We start from the raw sequence: 25,429 nt of genomic DNA, 5'->3' as shown, positions 1-25,429 counted from the left end.
CCCCTTAAAGGTCTTGCTCAATAGCGAAGCGTTGAAGGTAATGTGGACCACCTGCTTTAGGTCCTGTGCCAGATAAGCCTTGTCCACCAAATGGCTGGACGCCAACCACAGCACCGACTTGGTCACGGTTGATGTAAAGGTTGCCAACACGAGCGCGGCTCGCGATACGAGCACAAGTGGTTTCGTTACGGCTGTGAACCCCCATAGTTAAACCAAAGCCTGAGTTATTGATGGTGTCGATGATCTTATCCAAGTCGCGTGCTTTGTAGCGAACAACGTGAAGGATAGGGCCAAATTTCTCATCCGTTAGCTGGTCAATGCTGTTGATTTCAAATGCCGTTGGCGCAACGAAAGTCCCATTTTTCGCGAACTCTGGAAGCGCTGCTTGAGCAATCAGTTTGCTTTCTTTGGTCATGTGTTCGATGTGCTCAAGCAACATGTCTTGGGCTTTTTTGTCGATAACCGGACCCACGTCTGTGCTGTGTAGGTAAGGCAAACCTACCGTTTGTTCTTGCATCGCGCCTTTGATCATTGGAATGACACGGTCTGCAATGTCTGCTTGTACGAACATGACTCGCAATGCAGAACAACGCTGCCCTGCAGAAGCAAAGGCTGAACGAACCGCGTCACGAACCACTTGCTCTGGCAATGACGTAGAGTCGATCAACATCGCATTTTGACCACCGGTTTCGGCAATGACTGGTACAGGTGCAACACCACGAGCCGCTAGAGTACGGTTGATCAATTGTGCTGTACCTGTGGAACCAGTGAAGGCAAGACCCGCAATGCGTTTGTCGCTAGTAAGTGGGGCACCAACAGTCGCGCCATCGCCTGGTAATAGGTGAAGTACGTCAGTTGGAACGCCTGCTTGGTGTAGCATTTCAATAGCGCGGAAAGCGATTAAGCTGGTTTGCTCAGCAGGTTTGGCAACCACAGTGTTACCAACAACAAGAGCGGCAACCACTTGGCCTGTAAAGATTGCCAATGGGAAGTTCCATGGACTGATACAAGTGAACACGCCGCGGCCGTTTAGCTTGGCTTGTTTTTCTTGACCTAAGAAATCTGTGTAGCTTGTTGGATCGGCAAAATGGCTACGAGCTTGTTGTGCATAGTAGCGGCAGAAATCCACGGCTTCACGCACTTCGTCGATGCTGTCTTGAATGGTTTTACCTGCTTCACGATGGCAAAGCGCCATCAGTTCCGCGTAGTTTTTTTCCATCAAGTCAGCCATTTTATCTAGGCAGTCAGCACGTTCTGTCGCTGGACGTGCAGACCAAGCTGGAAAAGCGGCTTCAGCAAGGTCAATAGCCTTGGTAACGGTCGCTGTGTCTGCCCAGTCGATTTGACCTGCGGTTTGACTGTGATCGTATGGGCTCTTGATTGAGTGTGTTTGTCCAGTGGTGACTTTCTCACCTCCAACGATAGGGAAAGCACGCCATTGGGTATCTTGCCCCATGAAAGCGTCGATTTTGGCTTTGAAAGGCGTCCAGTCAGAATCAATTTCAATGTTTGGACCAAACGAATTTTTGCGGTCGTCAAACAGGTTAGCTGGTAAATTGATATGTGGGTTCGCCAATGACTTACGGCTTTCAAGCGTTGTCACAGGGTGATCGATCAAATCAGCAATTGGGTAGCTGGCGTCAATCAAGCGGTGAACGAATGAGCTGTTCGCACCGTTTTCAAGCAGACGGCGAACCAAGTAAGGAAGTAAGTCTTTATGGCTGCCTACTGGCGCGTAAATACGGACGCAGATGTCGCTGTCTTTGATCAAGCGGTTGTATAGGGCATCGCCCATACCGTGCAAACGTTGGAATTCGTATTCGTCAGTGCTGGCGCCTAATTGTTTGGCGATGCAGCTGATGGTCGCAATAGTGTGTGCGTTATGGCTGGCAAACTGAGGGAAGATGTTTGCACGAGCGTGTTCGCTTAATAGGAAGTTTGCACACGCCAAGTAAGACACGTCAGTGGATTCTTTACGAGTGTAAACTGGGTAGCCATTGATGCCGCGTTGTTGGCAAAGCTTGATCTCAGAATCCCAATAAGCGCCTTTTACAAGACGTACCGGAATGCGATCGCCTTGCTCTTTAGAAAGTGCTGTTAACCACACTAAAACCGGTAGAGCACGTTTTGAGTAAGCTTGAACGACAAGACCAAACAAGCCCCAGCCTTTGGTGCATTCGTCACGGAATAGTTTTTCAAACAAATGCAAAGACAGTTCTAAGCGGTCGGCTTCTTCTGCGTCTATGGTAATGCCTACGTTTAGCGAGCGAGCTTTGATGATCAAGCCTTTAACGCTGTCGAAAAGCTCGGTCATTACACGTTCTTCACAACCGACTTCGTAGCGTGGGTGCAAAGCAGAAAGCTTGATAGAAATGGTTGGGCGGTGCTTTTGGCTGTAGGTGTCTTTGCCGACAGATTCGACGGCTTTCATGTAAGACGTTAGGTATTTGTCAGCATCTGCAGCGGTTAGTGCGGCTTCACCCAGCATGTCGAAAGAGTAGGTGTAACCTTTGTCTCGGTAGCTTTTACCACGCGACAAGGCTTCTTCAATACTGCGGCCTAGAACGAATTGGTGCCCCATGATTTTCATGGCTTGGTTCATCGCTTTACGAATCACAGGCTCAGATACACGGTTTACCATACGGTTAACCAAGTTGGCTGGTGTGCCGTCTTTTTTCTCGCTCATGGTGACGATTTTGCCCGTGAGCAATAGACCCCATGTGGAAGCGTTTACGAAAAAGGAATCAGAGTTTTTGGCGTGAGAGGCCCAATCGGCAACGCTCAAGCGGTCTTTAATAAACGCATCGGCGGTTTCCGCATCTGGCACGCGCATCAAGGCTTCAGCCAAACACATCAACAAGATGCCTTCTTTGGTGTCTAGGCTGTACTCTAGCAACAGGGCGTCAATCATTGACATGCTGTCGTCGTCTTGGCGAACGTCGGCAATCAAATTTGCAGCGGCATTGGTTTGGTTTTCTAGCTCGACGTCAGTCGGCTTTGCCAACGGTAATAATTCCTTTAACCACTTCTCTTCGTCCATATTATAAAGAGGGGAAATAAGCTGCCACAATTCATTAAGTGGACGCTGAATGAAGTTAGGTTGTAATACCTCAATCGCTTTAAACATGGTTGGGTTCTCCCGCGTAAACATAAAAAACTGGATGGTTTTTTATTAAGGCCGCATATTGTTATAGAGCATTAAGCACTCTTTTGACTAATTTTCACTTTGCAGAATCAAAAAAATGCATGTCTGGATAATGCTGACACTTTAGTGACAGAAGGGATAAATTGTCTTTCGAAAAAGTCGTTTTTTTTTATAAGAAAGTCCGACTTATGAAGAATAAATGTCAAGGTGATTTAATGTTGTGCAGGCGAGATAGAGGAAAGCCTGTGGTGCTTATTTATGGGGCGTTTTTTCTGCTGGTTTAGCGGCCACCAAATTGTTTTTGGTATTTTAACGGTGTAATTCCAAGCGTTTGAGAAAACACATTGGTCATGGCGCTCTGGCTGGAGAAACCACACATTTCCGCTACTTGAATAGGTGGGAAGCCTTCCACTAGTAAACTTTGAGCACGCTCTAGACGTTTGCGCATTAGATATTGGTGCGGCGTCATGCCGGTTCTGTCTTTAAAGCGTTCGTGAAATTGGCTGACGCTCAAAAAGCAAAAATTCGCAAGTTGATCGATATGCACACGGCGAGACAGGTTCAATTCGATAAATTGGTCTAGTTTATCGATATCAAGATGGTTGCCTCGGGTACGGACATCTTTGTTATTGATTTGATGGCGTATGGCGCTTAACAGTGTATTGCCGCAGGCTCGGGCTAACATTAGGTCATTTGGGTATTGTTCTAATTCGCCAGAGAGGGCGGACGCCAGAATCTGCAAACGGGGATTAAGTTGAAAATACGCTGCTTGATCAAATAAGCGCGAAACCACTTCGTATTCTTCGTCAGTTATGCTTTTTTGCGGTGGGATTGGCAGGTTGACCACCATGATGCGGTTTTCACCCAATCCTGCAAAGGCATGGCTGTTCGCAGATGGAAGGATACAACCTTCACCTGTATGCAGCTGTTTGCTTTTACCTTGGATGTCGAAATCGGTGTTGCCATCTAGCACTACCACTAGTTGGTGGTAATCGTGATCATGGGTGTCCGCTTCGGCAGGTAGACTGAAAACATCGGAATCAGACTGAGTCAAAGTGCACCTTTTGAATAAACATAAGTGAGAAAGTATAGCGGCCTTAAGGCTTATTTAGTAGCGGATTTTTGTGAAGATGGCGGATTTTACCGCCTGAATGGTGTTTTAATGCGGTGTAAATGTTTGTTTTAAGAGCAATAGTAAACACCGCGCTTTATTCCGTTGATCAAGCAATAAGGCGCGGTGTTTGAGTCGTCTTCGCTACTATTAGCTAATACGAATAATCAGGTTACCTAAGGCGCCCGGTTTCAATACATCTTCATGGGCCTGAGCTAACTCTGTTAGCGCATAGCTTTGACGAATAACGGGCTTTAGAAGGCCCTTTTCAAACAATGGGCGTAAGGCTTTTGCAATCAAGGCAAGCTCGGCAGGTTTGGTGTTTGCCAAGGCTACTCCAACCACAGAGGCATCGCGGGCCATCAAATCGCGAGGATTGATTTCAACCGTGCCACGGTTGCCAACAACGGCAACACAACCACCAAAGGCCAAGGCTTTTAGGTCTTGATCTAAGTTATGGTTTGCCAGCATCTCGATCACGATATCGAAGCCAGCTTCTAGAGATTGAAACGGCGCTAGGTGATCCGCTTCATTGTGCATAATAATGTTGGTTACACCTTGCTGGCGTAATAAGTCAGCGCCAGCTGCGGTGCCTGAACTGGCAACCACCTCCATGCCCGCCGCCAACGCTAACTGCACAGTCGCAATACCTACCGCGCCTGTTGCACCATGAACCAACACTTTATCGCCAGCTTTACCATTGGCACGGCCAAACAAAGCACGGTGAGCGGTAGTGTATGGAATACCAAGGCAAGCGCCTTCCTCAAAAGACAAAGCATCGGCCAATGGGTACGTATGAGTGGCGGCACAAACGGTAAATTCGGCAGAGGAACCTGTTAGGTTGCGGCTGAAGTAAACTCGCTGACCAATTTCGAAGCCCGTGACTTTAGCGCCTAATTCAACAATAGTACCCGCGCCATCAGATCCCGGAGTATGAGGGAAATTAGCGGAATAGTTGTTGGTGCCAGAGCGGATATAAGTATCCACTGGATTGACACCAGCAGCGCCTACCTTCACGAGAATTTGATCTTCGCTAATGCTTGGCGTATTAGCCTCAGTCAGCGATAAATCGCTGGCTGGGCCGTAGTCTTTCATTTGCATTGCTTTCATGTTTTTGTCCTAACTTAATGAGTATTTTTGTTTTTCATAAGTTGTTCAAACGCACTCGTATTAATCTGTGTAGACCTGTTCTGGTAACCAAGTCGCCAATTCAGGCCAGACCGACAACAGGATTAATACAAAGACCTGGATAAGGATAAAAGGCAGCACCCCTTTGTAGATTGACTGAGTCTTAACCTCTGGAGGCGCTACACCACGCAAGTAAAACAGCGCGAAGCCAAACGGTGGTGTCAGGAAGGATGTTTGTAAGTTGATCGCCATCATTATGCCCAACCAAATTGGATCCAGACCCATAGCCAATAGTACAGGTGCTACGATTGGCACGACCACAAAAGTGATCTCAATAAAGTCTAGAATGAAGCCAAGGAAAAACATCAGCAACATCACCACAATCATGGCACCCACAACACCGCCAGGTAGCTGAGAGAAGAAGTCTTGAATTAGCTCTTCACCACCGAAGCCGCGGAACACCAATGAGAACAAAGAGGCACCGATCAGAATCATGAACACCATACAGGTGACTTTTGTGGTTGAGAACACGGCGTCTTTTAGCGTTGGGAAGCTTAGTTTACCGCTACCCCAAGCCAATAGTGCAGCACCAAAAGCACCAACACCAGCAGCTTCTGTTGGCGTTGCAATCCCGCTTAGGATAGAACCAAGTACGGCAAAAATCAGTACCAAAGGCGGTAGCAGACCTTTGATTAACTGGACGACCAAGGACTCGCTGGAGCCATTACGCAATTCATCACGAGGCACAGCAGGGGCTTTGTGAGGCTGTAACCAAGCCACCATAATGACATAAAGAATATATAGGCCGACAAGGATTAAGCCTGGAATCAAAGCACCAACAAACAAGTCGCCAACCGAAATGGTTTTTGGCGAGAAAATGCCCATTTCCAGCTGCGCTTTTTGGAACGCATTGGACATAACATCGCCCAACAGAACCAAAGCGATCGAAGGCGGAATGATTTGCCCTAATGTTCCCGTCGCACAAATTGTGCCGGTTGCAAGCGCAGGATCATAACCACGACGCAGCATAGTCGGTAGCGAGATCATCCCCATCGTTACGACAGTGGCACCCACAATACCAGTACTCGCCGCCAACAACATGCCGACTAAAATAACCGAAATGCCCAAACCACCGCGCATAGTGCCAAATAGCATGGCCATAGAATCCAGTAGCTTTTCAGCCAACTTGGATTTTTCGAGCAAAACGCCCATTAATACAAACAGCGGGACAGCGATCAGAGTTTCGTTACCAATAATACCGAATAAACGGTTTGGTAAAGCTTCTAGAAAGACGCCATCGAATGTACCAAAGGCAGAGCCTACCGCCGCGAAAATTAAGGCTGTACCGCCCAAAGAAAACGCCACAGGGTAACCAAACAGTAAGCAGACACAAACAGCGGCAAACAGCCATAAAGGGATAAATTCAACCATTAGTTTTGTCCTTCCGCGTTTTTAGCAGTAATAACACCAATATTTTTCAGAATATCGGCAACACCTTGAATGATAAGAGTCACCATCATAATAGGGATGAGTGTTTTCAGCAGATAAACGAAAGGTAAACCACCAGGCTCTGGAGAGGTTTCTAATACGCGCCAAGCTGCACTGACATAATCCAAGCTTAAATAAGCGGTATAAAGAGTAAAAGGCAGCAAAAAGAAAATGCCACCAATGATATTGACCCAAGCTTTTTTAGTAACAGAAAAATCACGGTAGAAGACATCAACACGCACGTGTTCATCGTCTTTAAAGGTATAGGCCGCGCCCAACATAAAAACCATAGCATGCAGATAAAGAACAGATTCTTGCAATGCGATCGAACCAATATCAAAGCCATAACGTAACAACACGATGAGGCAGGTAAGTAGCATCATCGCCAATGTTAGCCAAGCAACACATTTGCCCAGATAATGGGAAATGGCCTCGGCGGAACTGACCAATTTATTTAACATTAAAGTACCCACAGTTTTTTAATCATTTTTATCGGATATCTACTCAGGCAATTTTGCCCGAAAAATCCGGATGGTAAGTCTATTGGATAACGCCATGCTTGGGAATATGAGAGGACTCTTGAATAGCAAGTTAGAGACCTTTTATAAGAAATTAGATGTTTTTTACTGAAAAACATCGCTGTAATGCGCGGAAACTGACGTTTGAATGAGAATCGCAGACATTCTGAAAACCGCTATTTTGCTAGGCGATCAAATTAATTTTGAAATATTTCATGGTTTAACATTTTTGTCACATAACTTTTCTATAGTACAAAACATCGAACGAGCTATGGGCAGTTGCTCATAAATATTTGACTACAACCACTGAGGTTTATGTGATGAAAAAACTAGTTGCAGGTTTAGCGATGACAGCGGCAGTAGGCGTTTCTGTTAACGCTTTTGCAGATGTTGATTCAAATTTGATGTCTTACAGCAAAGCAAGTGGCGTTTCTGGCAATATTTCAAGTGTTGGCTCTGACACCCTAGCGAACCTAATGACATTGTGGGCGGAAGACTTTAAGCGCCTATACCCAAATGTAAACATTCAAATTCAAGCGGCTGGTTCTTCTACTGCGCCACCAGCATTAACTGAAGGTACATCAAACTTCGGTCCTATGTCTCGTCAAATGAAAGACAAAGAGATCGCAGCGTTTGAGAAAAAATACGGTTACAAGCCAACAGCGGTTCCTGTAGCAATCGATGCGCTAGCGGTTTTCGTACATAAAGATAACCCAATCAAAGGTTTGTCTCTTCCAGAAGTGGATGCCATTTTCTCTTCTACTCGTAAGGGCGGACACAGCGAAGACATCACAAACTGGGGCAAAGCTGGCCTAACAGGCGCTTGGGCAAATCGTGATATTCAGTTGTTTGGTCGTAACTCTGTATCTGGTACTTACGGTTACTTTAAAGAGCACGCGCTTTTCAAAGGTGACTTCAAAAACTCTGTAAACGAGCAGCCAGGTTCTGCGTCTGTTGTACAGTCTGTTTCTACGTCTCTTAACGGTATTGGTTACTCTGGTATCGGTTACAAAACATCTTCTGTACGTGCCGTGCCTTTGACTAAGAAAGAAGGCGGTAAGTTCATCGATGCAACAATTGAAAACGCAGCGACTGGTAAATACCCACTTTCTCGTTTCCTATACGTTTACGTGAACAAAGCGCCTAACAAGCCGCTTGAACCACTACAACGCGAATTCATTAAAATGGTACTTTCTAAAATGGGTCAAGAGGTTGTTGTAAAAGACGGTTATGTTCCTCTTCCAGCGAAAGTTGCTACTAAATACCTGAACGATTTGGGTATTAACTAAGCGCTGTAGCGAGCTACGAATGAGATGTTTTAAATAGGAGGGCCGAAATGCTCTCCTATTTTCTTTGTTTCGTAGACTGTAACACTACTGTCATATATGGATGTCACACTACTGTCACATATAATTGTCACACAACAAAGATGAATGCGGATGACTAAATCAACTGACCATCAGATGCCTGAGCTGAATTTCAATACACCAGCTTTAAAGCGTCATCGTAAAATTCGTTCCCTGAAAGACCGTATGGCCGGAATGGGGATTGCGATAGGGGGCAGCAGTGTTATTTTGGCTGTGCTGCTGATTTGTTTCTACTTACTTTATGAAGTGGCGCCTTTGTTTTCTAGCGCCAGTATTGATCGTGAAGCAAGCTATTCTTTGCCTGCGGAAGATCAAGGTAAAAGTCTTTATTTAACCACTGAAGAGCAATCTGAAGTCGGCATGCGAGTGACGAGTAATGGCAGTATTGTCTTTTTCTCTGTTGCTGATGGCAGTGTAATCGACAACATCAAAAATATTCGCTCTGAAAAGGTTACCGCCTTTGCGGTTGAATCTGATACCAGTCGTTTAATGGCGTTTGGTTACGAGGATGGCAAAGCCTTAATCGTAAAACATGATTACAAAATCTCCTACCCTGATGGCACTCGTAAGATCACCCCTGTGGTGGAATACCCTTATGGTGAAGAACCAATTGATGTTGCGGATTTTGCGATCAACAAATTAACGCTCCGCGATGGCAGCGACAGTCTAACCATGGCCGCGATTGGCGACTCAAAAAGCGCAATCACTAAGGTAACCAAAGACGTTAACTTCATTACCGAAGAAGTGGAATTGAGCGAGCAGAGCGAGTCACTGCCATTCGTTCCGGATGTCGCTAGTATGCTTCTTAGTGGTGATCAACGTTACCTCTATGTTGCAACGCGTAGTGGGGCTATGAGCGAATTTGATCTTCGTGATTTTGATAACATTGAACTAAAAGATGAGATTGATTTAATTAAGGATGCCGATACTAAACTGGTATCTATGACGTATCTGCTAGGCAAATCTTCCATCATGGTGGCCGACTCTGCTGGTCGAGTGAGCCAATGGTTCAATGTTCGTGATAATGATACGAATGAAGAAAAATTAACCTTTATTCGTGATGTTAAACAGCCTGTTGCTATTGTTGATTTAGCAATGGAGCAACGTCGTAAAGGCTTTGCTACATTGGATGAGCGTGGCTTAGTGGCGATTTACAATGCCACATCGACTCGTCAAGTACTGAATGAAAAGCTGAGCGATGATAATGCGCGCTTAATTAGCTTTGCACCACGGGCAAACGGTTTGTTATTGGAAGACGATAAGGGCGTACATTTCTTCCATGTAGATAATGAACACCCTGAAGTATCTTGGTCTTCTTTGTGGGGACAAGTGTGGTACGAAGGATATCAAGAGCCGACTTACACTTGGCAGTCTTCTGCAGCGAACAATGACTTTGAGCCTAAATACAGCTTGATGCCATTGGCGTTTGGTACTTTGAAAGCGGCGTTCTACGCGATGCTTATGGCTGTGCCATTGGCAATTTGTGGGGCGATTTACACCGCTTACTTCATGGCACCAGCCTTGCGCCGTAAGATCAAACCTGTGATCGAATTAATGGAAGCTTTGCCAACGGTTATTTTGGGCTTCTTAGCGGGTCTGTTTTTTGCGCCTTTCCTTGAAGAAAACCTGGCAGCAACTTTCAGTGTTTTTGTGGTGTTACCAGTTGGCATTCTGTTGTTTGCTTATATTTGGTCACGCTTGCCGCAAAACATTCGCTGGCTAGTTCCTGAAGGCTGGCAGCCATTATTATTGATTCCTGTGATTGTCTTTTTAGCTTGGGTTTGTTTGGCAATGAGTCCAATTATTGAGCTGAACTTCTTTGACGGCAATATTCGCGGTTGGATTACTCAGGACCTTGGAATTACGTTTGACCAACGTAACGCTCTGGTGGTTGGTTTTGCCATGGGCTTTGCGGTTATCCCGACTATCTTTTCGATTACCGAAGACGCCATCTTCAGTGTGCCAAAAGCACTTACTCAAGGCTCATTAGCTTTGGGTGCGACCTACTGGCAAACCATGACTCGCGTTGTACTACCAACGGCCAGCCCTGGGATTTTCTCTGCGGTAATGATTGGTATGGGGCGCGCTGTAGGTGAAACGATGATCGTACTGATGGCAACAGGTAACACGCCGATTATGGACGCCAACATCTTCGAAGGTATGCGAACGCTGGCAGCCAACTTGGCGGTCGAAGTACCTGAGTCTGAAGTGGGAAGTTCTCACTATCGTATCTTGTTCTTGGCGGCGTTTGTGCTCTTTATCTTCACCTTTATCGTGAACACAATCGCTGAAACCGTGCGTCAGCACCTACGCAAAAAATACGGGTCGCTATAATGAGTACTGAAATGAAAATGAAGAAAAAGTCCGTATCCGAATGGGTAAAATCTGGTGATCCATGGGTGTGGCTAAACGCAGGTGCTGTGGCAATTTCTGTCATCATGGTGGTGGGGTTGTTACTGTTGATCGCTGTGCGTGGTCTAGGGCATTTTTGGCCAGCAGACGTTGTGGAGTCCCACTACGCTTTGCCTGGTGAGCCTGAATACAACATAGTCGCTGAACGCGTGGAAAGTGTTGAAGTGCCAGCGGCTCAGCTACGTGAAGCGGGCATTGATATTCCTGATCACCACAAATTGATGCAGCGTACTTTAATGAAAACCGGTAACCGTGATGTGTATGGTTCGGATTTCCGTTGGGTGATCGATGAGTACCTAACAGAGACTCAGCGTCCAGAAATGATGTTTACCGCTGAACGTCGTGAATGGGGCAACTTATACGGCTACCTAAAAGCAGTGAAGGAAAATGGCACAATCGTTTCTGAAACGGATGATTTAACGCCAACAGATTCTGCTTTGGCGACGTGGAGTGTATTCGAACAAAGCATTGAACGTGCTGCGAGAATTTTCGATGAAATCCACCAAATTGAGAAAAAAGACATTGGCAAAATCAACTACGCACTAGAACGTATTCGCCTTGAGCAACGTCGTTTAGAGCTAGAGGGTAAACTAACGCCTGCTGCGGAAGCGGACTTAGCAGCGGAACGTAGCCAATATGATGAAGAGTACAAAGGCTTACAGCAAAGCCTGATCGATCTTTATGCTCAGATTAACCGTGACACTTTCATCGTTCAAGTTATGGACGGTACAGAACACGAAATGCCAGTAGCGAAGATCGTTCACGCTTTTCGTCCTAATGCGATGAATGTGGCTCAGAAGATGAGTTTCTACTTCACCAAAGTGTGGGAATTCCTATCTGACGAACCTCGCGAGGCGAATACAGAAGGTGGTGTGTTCCCAGCTATCTTCGGTACGGTGATGATGGTATTGCTGATGACAGTGCTCGTCACACCTTTCGGTGTGGTTGCAGCGGTTTATCTGCGTGAATACGCTGCGCAAGGTTGGGTGACTCGTACGATTCGTATTGCCGTGAACAACTTAGCGGGCGTACCTTCCATCGTTTACGGTGTGTTTGGTTTAGGCTTCTTTATATACTTCCTAGGATCTGGCATCGATCAGGCTTTCTTCCCTGAAGCCTTGCCATCACCTACCTTTGGTACTGGCGGCTTGATGTGGGCATCTATTACGCTCGCGCTATTGACAGTACCTGTGGTTATTGTGGCTACCGAAGAAGGTTTGTCACGCATTCCTCGTAACGTGCGTGAAGGCAGCTTAGCCTTGGGTGCAACGAAGTTTGAAACCCTATGGCGTGTTGTTCTGCCAATGGCCAGCCCAGCGATTATGACAGGGGTTATTTTGGCGGTCGCGCGTGCTGCCGGTGAAGTGGCACCATTGATGTTGGTGGGTGTGGTGAAACTAGCGCCATCGTTACCATTAGATGGTAATTACCCTTACATCCATTTAGATCAAAAATTCATGCACTTAGGCTTCCATATTTACGATGTGGGCTTCCAAAGTCCAAACGTAGAAGCCGCACGACCTTTGGTGTATGCAACAGCCTTATTGCTTGTGATTGTGATTGCGCTATTAAACTTGTCAGCAGTGACGATCCGAAATCATTTACGTGAAAAATACAAATCGCTGGAAATGTAAGCGGCGGAGAAGAGATTATTATGAGCGACGTTAAAACACACTCGATTGATATTTCAGCAATGCAGCGTAGCCAGCAAGCGCTGCGTATTGAAGACGAAACCGTTTGCCTATCTGTAAACGATTTGCACCTGTATTACGGTGAGAAAGAAGCGCTGAAAGGCGTAAACATGATCATTCCAGAGAAAAAGGTGACTGCGTTTATCGGGCCTTCTGGTTGTGGTAAATCAACGTTATTGCGTTGTTTTAACCGCATGAATGATTTGGTGGACGGATGCCGAATTACCGGCCAAATCAACTTACGTGATGAGAACATCTACGCCAAAGGCACTGATGTTGCTGAGTTGCGTCGTCGTGTTGGCATGGTGTTCCAAAAGCCGAACCCATTCCCAAAAAGTATTTATGAAAACGTGGCTTACGGCTTGCGTATTCAAGGTATTAATAAAAAGCGTTTGCTTGACGAAACCGTTGAGTGGGCTCTGCGTTCTGCTGCCTTGTGGGATGAAGTAAAAGACCGTCTACACGAAAGTGCATTGGGTATGTCTGGTGGTCAGCAACAGCGTTTGGTTATTGCCCGCACCGTTGCGGTAAAACCTGAAGTGTTGTTGCTGGATGAGCCTGCGTCAGCATTGGACCCGATTTCAACCTTGAAGATCGAAGAGCTTATCCATGAGTTGAAAAACGAGTTCACGATCGCGATTGTGACGCATAACATGCAGCAAGCGGCGCGTGTTTCTGATTACACCGCGTTTATGTATATGGGTGATTTGATTGAGTTTGGCGATACAAACACTTTGTTCACTAACCCAAGTAAACAACAAACAGAAGACTACATCACGGGCCGCTACGGCTAGGCGGAGGACGCATTATGAAAGAATTAACAACGGATCATATTTCTCAGCAGTTTAACAACGAGCTGGAGCTGCTTCGCCAGCACTTTTTGACGATGGGCGGTGTAGTAGAAAATCAGGTGCAAGATGCCGTACAAGCTTTGTTAGACGCTAACGGCTCGTTAGCGGAAGACGTGAAAAAACAAGACGCTACGGTTAATCAGCTGGATGGCTTGATTGACGAAGAATGTCGCCGCATCCTAGCTAAACGCCAGCCAGCGGCTTCTGACTTGCGTATGATCTTATCGATCAGCAAAGCCGTAAGTGAGCTTGAGCGCATGGGCGATGAGGCGAAGAAAATTGCCAATCTAACGCTAAACTTGATCAATGAAGGTGAGTCTCCACGTGGTTATGTGGAGATTAATCGTATTGGCCAAATGGTGACGCGCATGATTCACGACTCACTAGACGCGTATGCACGTTTAGACATTGAAGCAGCGATTAAAGTGGCCAAACAAGACCGTACAGTAGACCAAGAATACAATACGGCGATGCGTTCCTTGGTGACGTATATGATGGAAGATCCGCGCAGTATTTCGCGCGTTATCAACGTCATTTGGGTGTTGCGTTCGTTAGAGCGTATTGGCGACCATGCACGCCATACTTGCCAGCATTTGATCTTCTTGGTGAAAGGCGTGGACGTTCGCCATGTCAATCCTAATGATCTTTCGACAGAGGTAAGTAAAAAGTAAAGCTTACTGTCACGGTCTCTTGGCGTTTATTGCAATGATAATCGCCAAGAGGCCGATTTTACGCTGAGCTATTTAGCGAACTTTGTTATCATCAGGTTTTTGTTATATCTGGTGCCTCTCATGTTTACCATAGAAACCCATCCTACTGATTCTGTTGAAGAATCCTATCGTGCGTTAAATACTCAATTGGCGGCTTTATTAAGCGGTGAACGCGATTTTATTTGCAATGCGGCTCAGTTTTCGGCATTTGTGATGCAAACCGTGGCGGATTTGAATTGGTCTGGTTTTTACTTTGCTCGTGGTGAAGAGTTGGTGCTGGGGCCTTATGTGGGCAAGGTTGCGTGTACGCGTATTCCGTTTGCTCGAGGTGTCTGCGGTAAAGCCGCCACCACTTTGCAAACGCAGCGCATCGAGGATGTGCACGCATTTGAAGGTCATATTGCCTGTGATGCGGCGTCGGCCAGTGAAGTGGTTATTCCGGTTGTGGTCAATGACAAGTTAATGGCAGTGTTTGATATGGACAGTCCGAAAGTTGGCCGCTTTTCTGCGGCGGATCAAGCCGGGTTGGAGTCGTTTTTAGCAACCTTTATTGCTGCAACCGATATGCACTGGTCAATTTAAGCCATTGAGAAAGAGCTCATCGAGCTCTTTTAAAGACGCTTGATGTAAGGCCGGTAAGTGATCCATGATCACTTGCATGTCTTGTTTATTATGCTGTGCCGCTAGTCTTTCTATTTGTTGGAATTGCTCGGCAAGTCTTCGCAAGGCCATATTCAAACTGGCGGATTTAAGCGAATGGCCAATATTTTTTATGGTGTCGTAATCTTCGTTATCCCAAGCTTGAAACAACAGAGCCATTTTCTCCTGGCTGTCGGTTATAAATTCCAAACGTATGTCGTTCATCGTGTCTTTTCCAATAAGTTGGATAAGTGAATTTAGGTGTGCGTGATCAATCATTTTGTGTCGCCCCTTGGAACGGCTTTTTGTTGGCGAATAGTGTGGCAATGTGTGTTTCAAGTTGGCTTTGCGTGATTGGAAAATGCAAGGGTTTGACTTGAAAGTCTGGGTTATTGATAGCAAGAGGTTGGTAGCTTATGACAGGGCAGGATCTATTTTTCCATTGCTGCAGGGCATCTTGACCATCTCGCTCAAAGTTTGCTGTATTGCCTAAAATGACTAGGTTACAGTGTCTATTGTCTTGCATGCTGCCATCTTTTGAGACACTAACACTGATGTTCATGGTCGCCAGTTGTAAGCTGATGATTTTTGCGAGTTGAGCGTCTGTCTCGATGAGAAGGGCCTGTGTGTTGTCTGGGCACTGTGGTGGCTTGTGTTGTTTTAGTGTCGGTGCTGAATCGGTAATATAAAACGGGATATCGACCCAAAACTCACAGCCTTTTTGTGGCGCACATGAGAAATGCATTTCCCCTTTCATTAAATATACGAGCTTGTGACAAAGTGCCAAACTCAAGCCAACTTTGCTTGGTAGAGGGCCTTCTTGTTGCATCGGTAAAGATGGGTTAATTCTAAGGTTTTGCTGCAGTTCGTCCGCCATGCCTTGGCCTGTATCCCTTAGAACGATTTGCATGACGCTCACTTCTTTGGTGCCTGCTGGTAATGGTATGACCGGAGCGGCAGACGCTGAAGGGCGAACTTGCAAACTGATGCTGCCAGTTGGTGTATGGTTAATGGCGTTTTGCAAAAGCGCGACTATGATCTCTTTGGTTCGAACGAGATCCAAACAAACAAAGTCTGGTAAGTTTGGGTCAATATAGACGATGCTTTGCAGGTTTTTACGCGCCATTTGCGACTCAAATAGAGAGAGGCAGTCTTCAATGCTGCTTTTGAGTGGCTCGGTTGTTGGCACCAAGGTCAGCTTTTTCGCATCAATCAAGGCCAAGTCTGAGAGCATTTCGATAATCTGCAGTAATTGGTTGCCAGACTCTTGAATGTGTTTAGCAAGGTTTTCGGTGTTTTTAGGGGACTCGGTATTGTTGAGTGTGCTGGCGATGCCCAAAATGGCGTTAATAGGCGCTCGTGTTTCTTGATTGATAAAGGTCAACATGCGGGCTTTGTCTTCGTGAACGGCTTTAATGTTGTCGTTGAGGTTATTGTTGAGTTTAAAAACATGTCTAAGCTGGACCAATCCTTTCATGGCGAAAAAGGCGAGACTAAGTAAACACGCGACAAGTATCATCGACAGTAATTGAATGGTATCTAGGTTTTTTTGCAGTGTTTTATGTTGTTCGGATATGTATGTGTTGCTGCCTTTGTTGACCAGTGTGACAAACTCATTCACCTGAGTGTCGATGCTTTTGATTCGTTCCACTAATGTGGGCAGATAGCTGTAGTCGCCAGCTTCTATTTTCGATAACTGAAAGCTCAGTAATTCCATTTCACCGTTTATAATGTTTAGCAATCGCGTGGTACGACCGCCTTCAAAATTACGGATCAGCTCACCAATCTCGCCTTTTCTTAGTAGATCCACTCGGCTCATTAGTACATCGTACCGAAAAAAAGCCTCGCCATTTAATGACGGCGCTTTTTGATCTAATTCAATAAGGTAGTTCAGAAAGCGATAGGATTGCAGCTGCAATTGCAAAGCGTTCCACAATGAGCTTTCAAAAACACGTCGGCTGTTGTTTTTCGAACCATCGTTGGTGTATGTGATGATACTAAAAATAGCCAAACTCACCGTTATGATGAAAATTATAAAACCATACAGTACCCACTGTTTGAAGATGGATAGCCACATTTTTTCTGGAAATAGGCGCATTATTTACTGTACCAACAAGATGGATTTGATATGAGAAATTTGCCAAATAGAGCGGCCATAAATTTCTTCAGACCTGAGCTCTTCGTGTTCATCAAATGGATAGATCACCATAATGGGGCCTAGGCTGCGAACGTTAATCAACCTTTCATCTTGGCGTGTGGCGAAAATTGCCCCTTTGTCGATAAAATCGCTGATGGGAATTTCGGTCATATATTGGTTAAGTGCTGTCACCTGCAGTAGGTTTCCATTGCTGCCTAGGTAGTTTAATAAATCCACAGCAGAAAAACCCCGATAAGTATGCGGCCCTTGCGTCCAAGGCGTGTGCGTTGTCACCGTATATTGAGGCAGGGCGTCGAGCATCGCCATATCAAAGCCTACTTGGTCTTCAGCAATGGCGGTTCCAGATACGGTTAAAACGATTCTGCCCTGTGGGGAGCTAGGGATATTGTCAGCAATAGCGTAGCTAGCAAGGGAAAAACCACTAACAAGGAATATAAAAGACAATAAACGCATACGGGAACTCTAAGTCATTCTGTAAAAGAGTCCATGATAGACAAAAACCGTAGGCTTGTGGGTAAAAATCAGTCAGAGGTAACAGAATATTACAGTTCTGTTCCTCTAAACCGTTTCGATTAACTTCAAAAGGGTTTAGAGGATGAACCTAAAGGGCTGAGGCTGATCTTTAAGGTAATTCAGCCAGACGTGAACAGCCAACCTGATGCTCTGAAGAGATAGCTTGCAGAATGGGCTTTTGCTGCGCACAACCTTCGTTAGCATGAGGGCAACGCGTGCGGAAAACACAGCCAGAAGGCGGGCTAATAGGAGAAGGTAAGTCACCCGTTAACAACTGAATTTTCTTACCCCGTTCCGCTCTTGGGTCCGGTACTGGCACTGCAGACAACAAGGCTTTGGTATAAGGGTGTTGTGGGTTCTCATACAAGGAGCGTTTGCTAGCGAGTTCCACCGCGTTCCCCAAGTACATCACCAATACACGATCTGAAATGTGTTTTACCACACTTAAATCGTGTGCAATAAACACCAAAGACAAGCCCATTTCGGCTTGCAGTTCTTTTAGTAGGTTCACGACTTGCGCTTGAATAGATACGTCTAACGCCGAAACCGGTTCATCGCAGACGACCAATTTAGGTTTAAGAATCAAAGCACGAGCAATACCGATACGCTGACATTGTCCGCCAGAAAACTCGTGTGGGTAGCGGTTGATCACGTTTGGTAATAAGCCCACGCGATCCATCATGGCGCGGACTTGTGCCTTTACTTCTTCCTTAGATAATTCCGGGCGGAAGGTGTTTAGTGGTTCTGCGATGATATCGCCCACCGTCATACGCGGATCAAGAGACGCCAACGGATCTTGAAAGATCATTTGCAGCTCTTGGCGTTTGCTGCGCATTTGTTTTTTGTCTAAATCCGTCAGATCTTGCCCTAGCCAAACGACATTGCCTTCGGTAATGGGCACAAGTCGTAATAACGCGCGCGCCAAGGTGGATTTACCACAACCTGATTCACCCACGACGCCTAAGGTTTCGCCTTCGTAAATGGTAAGATTTACGCCGTCCACGGCTTTTAATGCTTGGCCTTTTTCCCATGGCCATGCATTGTCTGATTTGATGTTGAAGTGAACTTTTAAGTTATTCACTTCCATTAAAATGTTGTTTGCAGTGTTCATTAGGCGACCCATCCATCAACGGATTTATGACAAGCTCGTAGTTGACCCGGTGCATACTCTTCTAGCAGTGGTATGCTTTCTCCGCAGCGCTCTTTAGCAAATTCACAGCGTGCTTGGAATGGACAACCAGACGGCATATGCAGCAAGTTGGGTGGATTGCCCGGAATGGTGGAGAGCTTTTCGTCATTACTATCGAGACGTGGAATCGCTTTAAGCAAACCTTGAGTGTATGGATGTGTTGGACGGTAAAACACATCTTCAGCGGTGCCGTATTCCATGGTTTGACCCGCGTACATCACCAGTACTTTGTCGCATAAACCCGCTACGACACCCAAATCATGAGTAATCATGATGATAGAGGTGTTGAAGTCGTCTTTTAACTCGTTCAGCAAGGTTAAGATCTGAGCCTGTACGGTGACGTCTAGAGCTGTGGTTGGTTCATCTGCGATCAGAAGCTTAGGTTGGCACAATAATGCCATAGCGATCATCACACGCTGTCTCATGCCACCAGAAAATTCGTGTGGATACATGTTCATGCGTTTGCGCGCTTCGGGCATTTTTACCGCGTCGAGCATCTTCACGGATGCTTCAAACGCTTCGGCTTTGCTCATGCCTTTGTGCAGCATCAAAACTTCCATCAGCTGCTTGCCGACTTTCATGTAAGGATTCAATGAGGTCATTGGATCTTGGAAAATCATCGCAATTTCTTTGGAACGAATGCGGTTCATGGCTTTTTCATTCAGGGTAAGAATGTTTTGCTCGTTAAAGCGCGCTTCCCCTTCGATTACACCATTACCAGCCAATAAGCCCATTAGGGCAAATGCCGTTTGGCTTTTACCAGAGCCAGATTCGCCTACGATGCCGAGGGTTTCGCCTTGTGCCAAGGTAAAGTTCAGATCATTCACTGCCGTTACAAAACCATCGGGTGTTCTAAAGTTTACTTTAAGGTTATTTACTTCTAATAAATTCTTTTTACTTGATAAGCTCATAAAGCCTCCTTAGCGGTCTTTTGGATCAAGCGCATCGCGTAAGCCATCGCCGAGGAAGTTAAAACAAAACAGAGTCACAACTAGGAAACCAAGTGGCCACGCCAATTGCCAGATCGCAATCTCCATGTTCTGCGCGCCTTCAGAAATCAACGCGCCCCAGCTGGTCATGGGTTCTTGCACGCCAAGGCCTAAGAAGCTGATAAAGGACTCTAACAAAATCATATTTGGTACCAACAAAGTGGCGTAAACAACAACGATACCGAGCACGTTTGGCACAATGTGGCGCAAAATGATTTTTGGTGTCGACACGCCGCAAGCGTACGCCGCTTCTATGTATTCTTTGTTTTTTAGGCTCAAGGTTTGGCCGCGGACTATCCGCGCCATATCAAGCCATGAAATCGCACCGATGGCGACAAAGATCAAAAAGATATGACGACCAAATAGGGTCATCAAAATGATCACAAAGAACATGAAAGGGAAAGAGTTTAGTATTTCCAAGAAGCGCATCATCACACTGTCGACACGTCCACCAATGTAGCCGGAGGTTGCACCGTAAAGTGTGCCTATGATGATGGCCACAAAACTGCCCATGATGCCGACCAACAGGGAAATTTGTCCACCTTGCATGGTGCGAACAAAAATATCGCGGCCTAAGGTGTCGGTGCCAAAATAGTGACCGTTTTCTATATTTGGGCGACCCAATACGGAAATGTCGGATAATGCTTCCCAGTCGATATCATCGTAATTCCATTGGCTTAAAAAGGGGCCAATTAGAGCGATAGCAGCAATAATCGCTAGAATTATCAAGCTAGTGACAGCGGCATGGTTAGAAAAAAATCGACGATGAGCGTCTTGCCATAAACTGCGACCTTCAACTTCCACCACTTTTTCGGCGAATTGTTCGACGGCCTGAACTTTGTCTTTTGTAGTAATCATAATTGCGTGGCCTTAGTAGCGGATTTTCGGATCAATAACAGCGTACAAAATATCGACGATGGCATTGAATAGAATCGTTAATGTACCCACCAAAATGGTGACGCCCATGACCATGGAATAGTCGCGATTCAATGCGCCGTTGATAAAGTGCTGACCAATACCGCCAGTACCAAAGTACACGTCGACAATCACAGAACCTGTCACTATGCCGACGAATGCAGGCCCAAGGTAAGAAATAACGGGTAACATTGCAGGGCGCAAAGCGTGCTGAAAAATGATGCGATACTTTGGTAATCCTTTGGCTCGCGCGGTACGGATAAAGTTGGAGTGCATGGTTTCAATCATGCTGCCACGGGTAATACGTGCGATTTGTGCAATGTAGCTGGTGGACATGGCAATGACCGGCATCACCAGATAAGGCCAAGCGCCGCCATTCCAGCCGCCGGGTGGCAGCCAATGGTTATAAATAGAGAAAAATAGGATACACAAAGGTGCTAAAACGAAATTTGGTAACACGATACCTAGGTTAGCAAAGCCCATCACACTGTAGTCTAACCAAGAGTTCTGACGCAGTGCTGCGATAATTCCGCAACCCACACCAATGAGTAGCGCGACAAGAAAAGACCAGATACCAATCTCAGCAGAGACAGGGAAACTCTGTGCAATCAGTTCATTGATGGTGAAATCTTTGTAGCGAAAAGACGGTCCAAGATCGCCTTGAAGCAAGCCGCCAAGATAGTAAAAATATTGGTTAATGACCGGCTCATCCAAATGGTATTTGGCGTTAATGTTTTCCAACACTTCGGGTGGTAAAGCGCGTTCGCTGGTAAATGGGCTGCCGGGAGCAGAGTGCATTAGGAAGAAAGAAACCGTAATCAAAATCAACAATGTTGGAATGGCTTCTAAAATGCGTTTTGAAATAAATGTCAGCATAAAAATTACCGGATTAGGCGTTATAAATAACGGCTAATGCTAGGAACCTGTAGGGAATTCAAGAGATGCCCAGCGCAAAAGCGCTGGGCATGGTGTTAATACAAAGCACTTTGTCATTTCAAAGTGCTTTTTATTTAGAAAGCAATGCTTAGTGCTTGATGATGTACATATCGCGCGCGTAAACGTTGTCTTCTGGGTTTGGCATGTAGCCGCCTAAGTAGCTTTTTACCAAACGTTTTTCTGTGTATTGATAAATAGGCGCAACGGCCATGTCTTGCTCAATGGCAATCTCTTCTGCTTTGTTGTAGTTCGCTGCAGGGTGCTGCATGGTACGAGCGTCGTGCAATAACTTGTCGTATTCAGGGTTGCTGTATTTACCGTCGTTATTACCGTGTGTGGTGGTTAGAAGGTCTAGCATGGTAGAGGCTTCGTTGTAGTCACCGATCCAGCCAGCACGAGCCACATCAAATTGTTGATGCTTCTTCGATTCTAGGTACGTTTTCCACTCTTGGTTTTCCAGTGTGACGTTTACGCCCAAGGTTTTCTTCCACATGGAAGCAATCGCAATGGCGATTTTCTTGTGGTTCTCATTGGTGTTGTAAAGCAAGCTGAAAGACAGTGGGTTATTTTTGCCATAGCCCGCTTCTTCTAACAATTCTTTGGCTTTCTCATTACGCTCTTTTTGTGTCCATGTCGCGTATTCAGGCGTAGCTGGAGTGAAATCATTCACAACTTCTGGCGTAAAAGAGTAAGCAGGTAGTTCACCTGTGCCTGTCACATATTTTGCAATCACGTTACGGTCGATGGCATAAGACAAGGCTTTACGAACGCGCACGTCGTTGTATGGTGCTTTCGTTTTATTGAAGTCATAGTAGTAAGTACCTAGCTTTGGCGTAACCACTACTTGGTCTGGAATATCACGCATAAGCTGCTTGTAATGGTCATTTGGTAGCTCATAGCTAAGGTCCATTTGACCCGCTTGGAAGCGTTTTAGCTCAGCGTTAGGCGATTCAATTGGTAAGTAGGTAACCTTGTTGATGATGGTTTTGGCGTCATTCCAGTAGTGTTTGTTACGAGTGAAGACCATTTTTTCGTTGACGATCCACTCGTCCATTTTGTACGCGCCGTTAGACACCATGTGTTCTGGTTTCGTCCAGTCATCACCCCATTTTTCGACCACTTTTTTAGGTACTGGGAACATAGTCTGGTGAGAGGTCATTTTCACAAAGTAAGGCACAGGGCGCTCAAGTGATACTTGGAATGTGTGGTCGTCTAGTGCTTTGACGCCAAGCGTGGAAGGATCCGCTTCGCCGGCAATGATTTTCGATGCGTTTGTAATCGCAGGAATTTCCATGAACCATGCGTATGGAGACGCCAATTTAGGGTCTACAGCACGTTGGAAAGCGTAAACAAAATCTTCTGCTGTAACTGGGTCGCCATTGGACCATTTTGCATCTTTACGTAGGTGGAAAGTGTATTGCGTGTTGTCAGCGTTTACATCGTAGCTTTCAGCTACACCAGGAATTTGGTTGCCATCGCCATCTTGGTTATACAAACCTTCAAAAAGATCTTTTGAGCGAATAGAAGCTGGCGTACCTTCCATTTTTTGTGGGTCCATGGTGCTAGGCTCTGAACCACCGCCACGAACCAATTCTTGTTTAGCGGCTAATTCGACGCCAGCGGGTACCTCTGCAGCCTGAGCTTGCAGAGCGAAAAGAGAAGTAGCCATGATGGCACTGGCGAGCAATGTCTTTTTCATTGGAATGTGTCCCTATATTGTTAGTTAACTTTTGAGTGCTTTTTTATAGTTAGACGCTTACCAGCACTGGTGAATATTCGTCTTAAGGTTGCATAGTTCACCAATTTACAAAAGGTCACAATCGAAATTGCGTATCAGCCCATACGTCTAATAAATGTAAATTTTGGATAATCGTTATGGAAACGAGGCTCGAAATGTAAAAGGGGCTTGAATGCTATAAGGGTTGAGCTTATTGCTAACAGCATTGTGGAGCCATGAAAGCCCTCGTGGTACTCTGTGGCTCTTTAAATAAATTAGATGAAAGGTTAGTTCGCCATCGTGATTACTCATCCATTTAAAGCCGCAGGGGCTTTTTTAAAAGCATTCCCTTTGGTTATGTCGAAAGAGTTAAGAGTATTTATATTGGTTCCACTGCTGGCAAATTTTGTGCTGATGGGATTACTTTATATGGTGGCTTTTAGTTATTTTCAGTCCTTAATGGACTCCGCTATGAGCTATTTACCCGAGTGGGTCTCGTTTCTAAATTGGCTGTTTTACATTATCTTTGGGGCCATTATTAGTGTGTTGCTGTTTTACAGTTTTTCGGTTGGGGTAAATATTTTAGCCGCGCCTTTTATGGCGTTTCTGGCCGAAAAAGTGGAAGAAAAAGAAACAGGTAAAGTCTTTGATGAGGCGCTTAACGCCAGTGTTATTGTGTCCATAATTGGCCGTAGTTTGCAGCGTGAGTGTCAGAAAATACTGTACTTTTTACCTCGCTTTGTTCTGTTGCTGTTATTGTCTTTTATTCCTATTGTTAATGTTATAGCGCCTGTATTACTGTTGTTATTCTCGGCTTGGATGCTGTCTTTGCAATATATGGATTATGCGTTTGATAATAATAAAGTGAAATTCCACGATATGAGAATGGCATTACGTGCCAAGCCTTTATTATGCTGGACGTTTGGCGGGATTGTTATGGTGTCTTTGACCATTCCGTTTTTAAATTTATTTATGATGCCGATAGCTGTTGTGGCGGCCACGTTATTGTGGATTTCGGTTTTCAGATCACAGCACGGTGATTATTCTGCCTTGTTAGATCGCACTAATGGAACCTTGTGATGTCTTTAAAAATATTGGTTGTTGATGATGCCTCTTTTACTCGTGATTTGATCCGACGGACATTGCGAAAGCAGTTTCCTGCGGTCGAAATTGAAGAAGCGGTAAACGGAAAAAAAGCCCAGCAAATGTTAACCAAAACGCAATTTGATATTGTTTTGTGTGATTGGGAAATGCCTGAAATGACAGGGGTTGAGCTTTTAAAATGGTGCCGCGAGCAACCAAAATATAAAAAAGAAGATGTTCCCTTCGTGATGATCACCAGCCGTGGTGATAAAAGCCATGTGGTGGAGGCCGTTCAGTCTGGTGTAACGGATTACCTTGGTAAGCCGTTTTCTAGTGAGCAGTTGATTAATAAAGTCATTTCAGCGGCGAAGAAACATGGTATTGAGCGCAAACTGGCGTCACAAAAGCCACGTGAATCCGCGGCGCCCGGCGGCGTGAGTTCAGCGTCACTTGATGTCTTGATGGGAGCGGGTAAAGCGTCTAGTCCTGTACAAGCGACCAAGTTTACTAATCCTGATGTGCCTGCAGTGTCAGTGAAAGATGTGAAAATTCCGACCTTGGTGCGTTTTGAGAGTAAACAATTCCGTTGCATGGTTATTCAGTTCAGTAAGACGGAAGCCACGATGTTTATTAAAAGCGATGACATTGTGCCGCAGGTTTTGGGCCAAGCCGTATTGGATTTGGAATTTGGTGGGAAAGTTAATCGGTTGAACTATTATATTCAATCCGTGGCAACCACTGAGAAAAAACACGATTCGACCTTTTTGACGGTAACCTTAAGTTTGATCGACCAAGACAGCGAAAAAGAAACCTTCATTAGTCAGTTGTTTGATAGTTTATAACTCCTCACTTACAGCACCCTCCATCGT

Annotated in this window: 21 protein-coding genes; 8 read left to right on the top strand and 13 right to left on the bottom strand. The window is 45.5% G+C overall.

Going from position 1 to position 25,429, the window contains the following annotated elements; all coding sequences use genetic code 11:
- Positions 1 to 4: 4 nt before the first annotated feature.
- From putA to C1X04_RS18150, 5 genes are all read right to left on the bottom strand, one after another.
- Entirely contained in the window at positions 5 to 3,127 is a 3,123-nt protein-coding gene (putA, locus tag C1X04_RS18170) for a bifunctional proline dehydrogenase/L-glutamate gamma-semialdehyde dehydrogenase PutA (RefSeq protein WP_137170647.1), read from the bottom strand.
- A 298-nt stretch (positions 3,128 to 3,425) separates the two neighbouring features.
- Complete coding sequence (locus C1X04_RS18165) at positions 3,426 to 4,199, bottom strand: AraC family transcriptional regulator (RefSeq protein WP_137170646.1); 774 nt, start codon at positions 4,197 to 4,199, stop codon at positions 3,426 to 3,428.
- A gap of 207 nt (positions 4,200 to 4,406) precedes the next feature.
- The gene (locus C1X04_RS18160; RefSeq protein ID WP_137170645.1) at positions 4,407 to 5,366 is read right to left on the bottom strand and encodes an NADPH:quinone reductase; all 960 of its coding nucleotides are present in this window, start codon (positions 5,364 to 5,366) and stop codon (positions 4,407 to 4,409) included.
- Between the two features lie 60 nt (positions 5,367 to 5,426).
- Complete coding sequence (locus C1X04_RS18155) at positions 5,427 to 6,815, bottom strand: TRAP transporter large permease subunit (protein WP_137170644.1); 1,389 nt, start codon at positions 6,813 to 6,815, stop codon at positions 5,427 to 5,429.
- Entirely contained in the window at positions 6,815 to 7,333 is a 519-nt protein-coding gene (locus C1X04_RS18150) for a TRAP transporter small permease subunit (RefSeq protein WP_110577123.1), read from the bottom strand. Before C1X04_RS18150 ends, C1X04_RS18155 begins: the two co-directional genes overlap by 1 nt.
- Before the next feature lie 377 nt (positions 7,334 to 7,710).
- Here C1X04_RS18150 and C1X04_RS18145 point away from each other — a divergent pair, with 377 nt between their 5' ends.
- The 6 genes from C1X04_RS18145 to C1X04_RS18120 all read left to right on the top strand — a co-directional run bounded on the left by C1X04_RS18145 (position 7,711) and on the right by C1X04_RS18120 (position 15,003).
- Positions 7,711 to 8,679 carry a PstS family phosphate ABC transporter substrate-binding protein gene (locus C1X04_RS18145; RefSeq protein ID WP_110577122.1) on the top strand — a complete coding sequence of 323 codons (969 nt, stop codon included), beginning with the start codon at positions 7,711 to 7,713 and terminating at the stop codon, positions 8,677 to 8,679.
- A gap of 150 nt (positions 8,680 to 8,829) precedes the next feature.
- Positions 8,830 to 11,091, top strand: coding sequence for an ABC transporter permease subunit (locus tag C1X04_RS18140; RefSeq protein ID WP_137170643.1), 2,262 nt, complete (start codon positions 8,830 to 8,832; stop codon positions 11,089 to 11,091).
- Positions 11,091 to 12,803 (top strand): phosphate ABC transporter permease PstA, encoded by a 1,713-nt coding sequence (gene pstA / locus C1X04_RS18135; protein WP_245927079.1) that lies wholly within the window; start codon positions 11,091 to 11,093, stop codon positions 12,801 to 12,803. The genes C1X04_RS18140 and pstA overlap by 1 nt, the downstream gene beginning before the upstream one ends.
- Positions 12,804 to 12,823: 20 nt before the next feature.
- The gene (pstB, locus tag C1X04_RS18130; RefSeq protein WP_110577119.1) at positions 12,824 to 13,654 is read left to right on the top strand and encodes a phosphate ABC transporter ATP-binding protein PstB; all 831 of its coding nucleotides are present in this window, start codon (positions 12,824 to 12,826) and stop codon (positions 13,652 to 13,654) included.
- Positions 13,655 to 13,668: 14 nt separating this feature from the next.
- Positions 13,669 to 14,382, top strand: a complete 714-nt coding sequence (phoU, locus tag C1X04_RS18125; protein WP_110577118.1) for a phosphate signaling complex protein PhoU — start codon at positions 13,669 to 13,671, stop codon at positions 14,380 to 14,382.
- Positions 14,383 to 14,502: 120 nt separating this feature from the next.
- Complete coding sequence (locus C1X04_RS18120) at positions 14,503 to 15,003, top strand: GAF domain-containing protein (RefSeq protein ID WP_137170642.1); 501 nt, start codon at positions 14,503 to 14,505, stop codon at positions 15,001 to 15,003.
- On the opposite strand, the gene C1X04_RS18115 is transcribed toward C1X04_RS18120, so the two are convergent.
- From C1X04_RS18115 to C1X04_RS18080, 8 genes are all read right to left on the bottom strand, one after another.
- Entirely contained in the window at positions 14,995 to 15,339 is a 345-nt protein-coding gene (locus C1X04_RS18115; RefSeq protein ID WP_137170641.1) for an Hpt domain-containing protein, read from the bottom strand. The genes C1X04_RS18120 and C1X04_RS18115 overlap by 9 nt on opposite strands.
- A complete protein-coding gene (locus C1X04_RS18110; protein WP_137170640.1) occupies positions 15,332 to 17,158 on the bottom strand; it encodes a HAMP domain-containing sensor histidine kinase in 1,827 nt (608 codons plus the stop codon). Before C1X04_RS18110 ends, C1X04_RS18115 begins: the two co-directional genes overlap by 8 nt.
- Positions 17,159 to 17,161: 3 nt before the next feature.
- Positions 17,162 to 17,671: a hypothetical protein gene (locus C1X04_RS18105; protein ID WP_110577114.1), complete on the bottom strand. Its 510-nt coding sequence runs from the start codon at positions 17,669 to 17,671 to the stop codon at positions 17,162 to 17,164.
- Positions 17,672 to 17,840: 169 nt separating this feature from the next.
- The gene (gene oppF / locus C1X04_RS18100; RefSeq protein ID WP_137170639.1) at positions 17,841 to 18,842 is read right to left on the bottom strand and encodes a murein tripeptide/oligopeptide ABC transporter ATP binding protein OppF; all 1,002 of its coding nucleotides are present in this window, start codon (positions 18,840 to 18,842) and stop codon (positions 17,841 to 17,843) included.
- Positions 18,842 to 19,831: an ABC transporter ATP-binding protein gene (locus C1X04_RS18095; RefSeq protein WP_137170638.1), complete on the bottom strand. Its 990-nt coding sequence runs from the start codon at positions 19,829 to 19,831 to the stop codon at positions 18,842 to 18,844. The genes oppF and C1X04_RS18095 overlap by 1 nt, the downstream gene beginning before the upstream one ends.
- Positions 19,832 to 19,840: 9 nt before the next feature.
- Positions 19,841 to 20,767: an oligopeptide ABC transporter permease OppC gene (gene oppC / locus C1X04_RS18090; RefSeq protein ID WP_137170637.1), complete on the bottom strand. Its 927-nt coding sequence runs from the start codon at positions 20,765 to 20,767 to the stop codon at positions 19,841 to 19,843.
- 12 nt (positions 20,768 to 20,779) lie between these two features.
- Entirely contained in the window at positions 20,780 to 21,700 is a 921-nt protein-coding gene (gene oppB / locus C1X04_RS18085; RefSeq protein ID WP_137170636.1) for an oligopeptide ABC transporter permease OppB, read from the bottom strand.
- 148 nt (positions 21,701 to 21,848) lie between these two features.
- Positions 21,849 to 23,459, bottom strand: coding sequence for an ABC transporter substrate-binding protein (locus C1X04_RS18080; RefSeq protein ID WP_137170635.1), 1,611 nt, complete (start codon positions 23,457 to 23,459; stop codon positions 21,849 to 21,851).
- Positions 23,460 to 23,777: 318 nt separating this feature from the next.
- Here C1X04_RS18080 and cysZ point away from each other — a divergent pair, with 318 nt between their 5' ends.
- Both cysZ and C1X04_RS18070 read left to right on the top strand, forming a co-directional pair.
- Positions 23,778 to 24,557, top strand: coding sequence for a sulfate transporter CysZ (gene cysZ / locus C1X04_RS18075; protein WP_137170634.1), 780 nt, complete (start codon positions 23,778 to 23,780; stop codon positions 24,555 to 24,557).
- Positions 24,557 to 25,402, top strand: a complete 846-nt coding sequence (locus C1X04_RS18070) for a response regulator (protein ID WP_110577107.1) — start codon at positions 24,557 to 24,559, stop codon at positions 25,400 to 25,402. The genes cysZ and C1X04_RS18070 overlap by 1 nt, the downstream gene beginning before the upstream one ends.
- Positions 25,403 to 25,429 lie beyond the last annotated feature (27 nt).

The sequence above is a fragment of the Marinomonas sp. FW-1 genome, assembly GCF_005222245.1.
In the GTDB taxonomy this organism is placed as follows: domain Bacteria; phylum Pseudomonadota; class Gammaproteobacteria; order Pseudomonadales; family Marinomonadaceae; genus Marinomonas; species Marinomonas alcarazii.
This window is presented reverse-complemented; position numbering and strand designations above follow the sequence as displayed.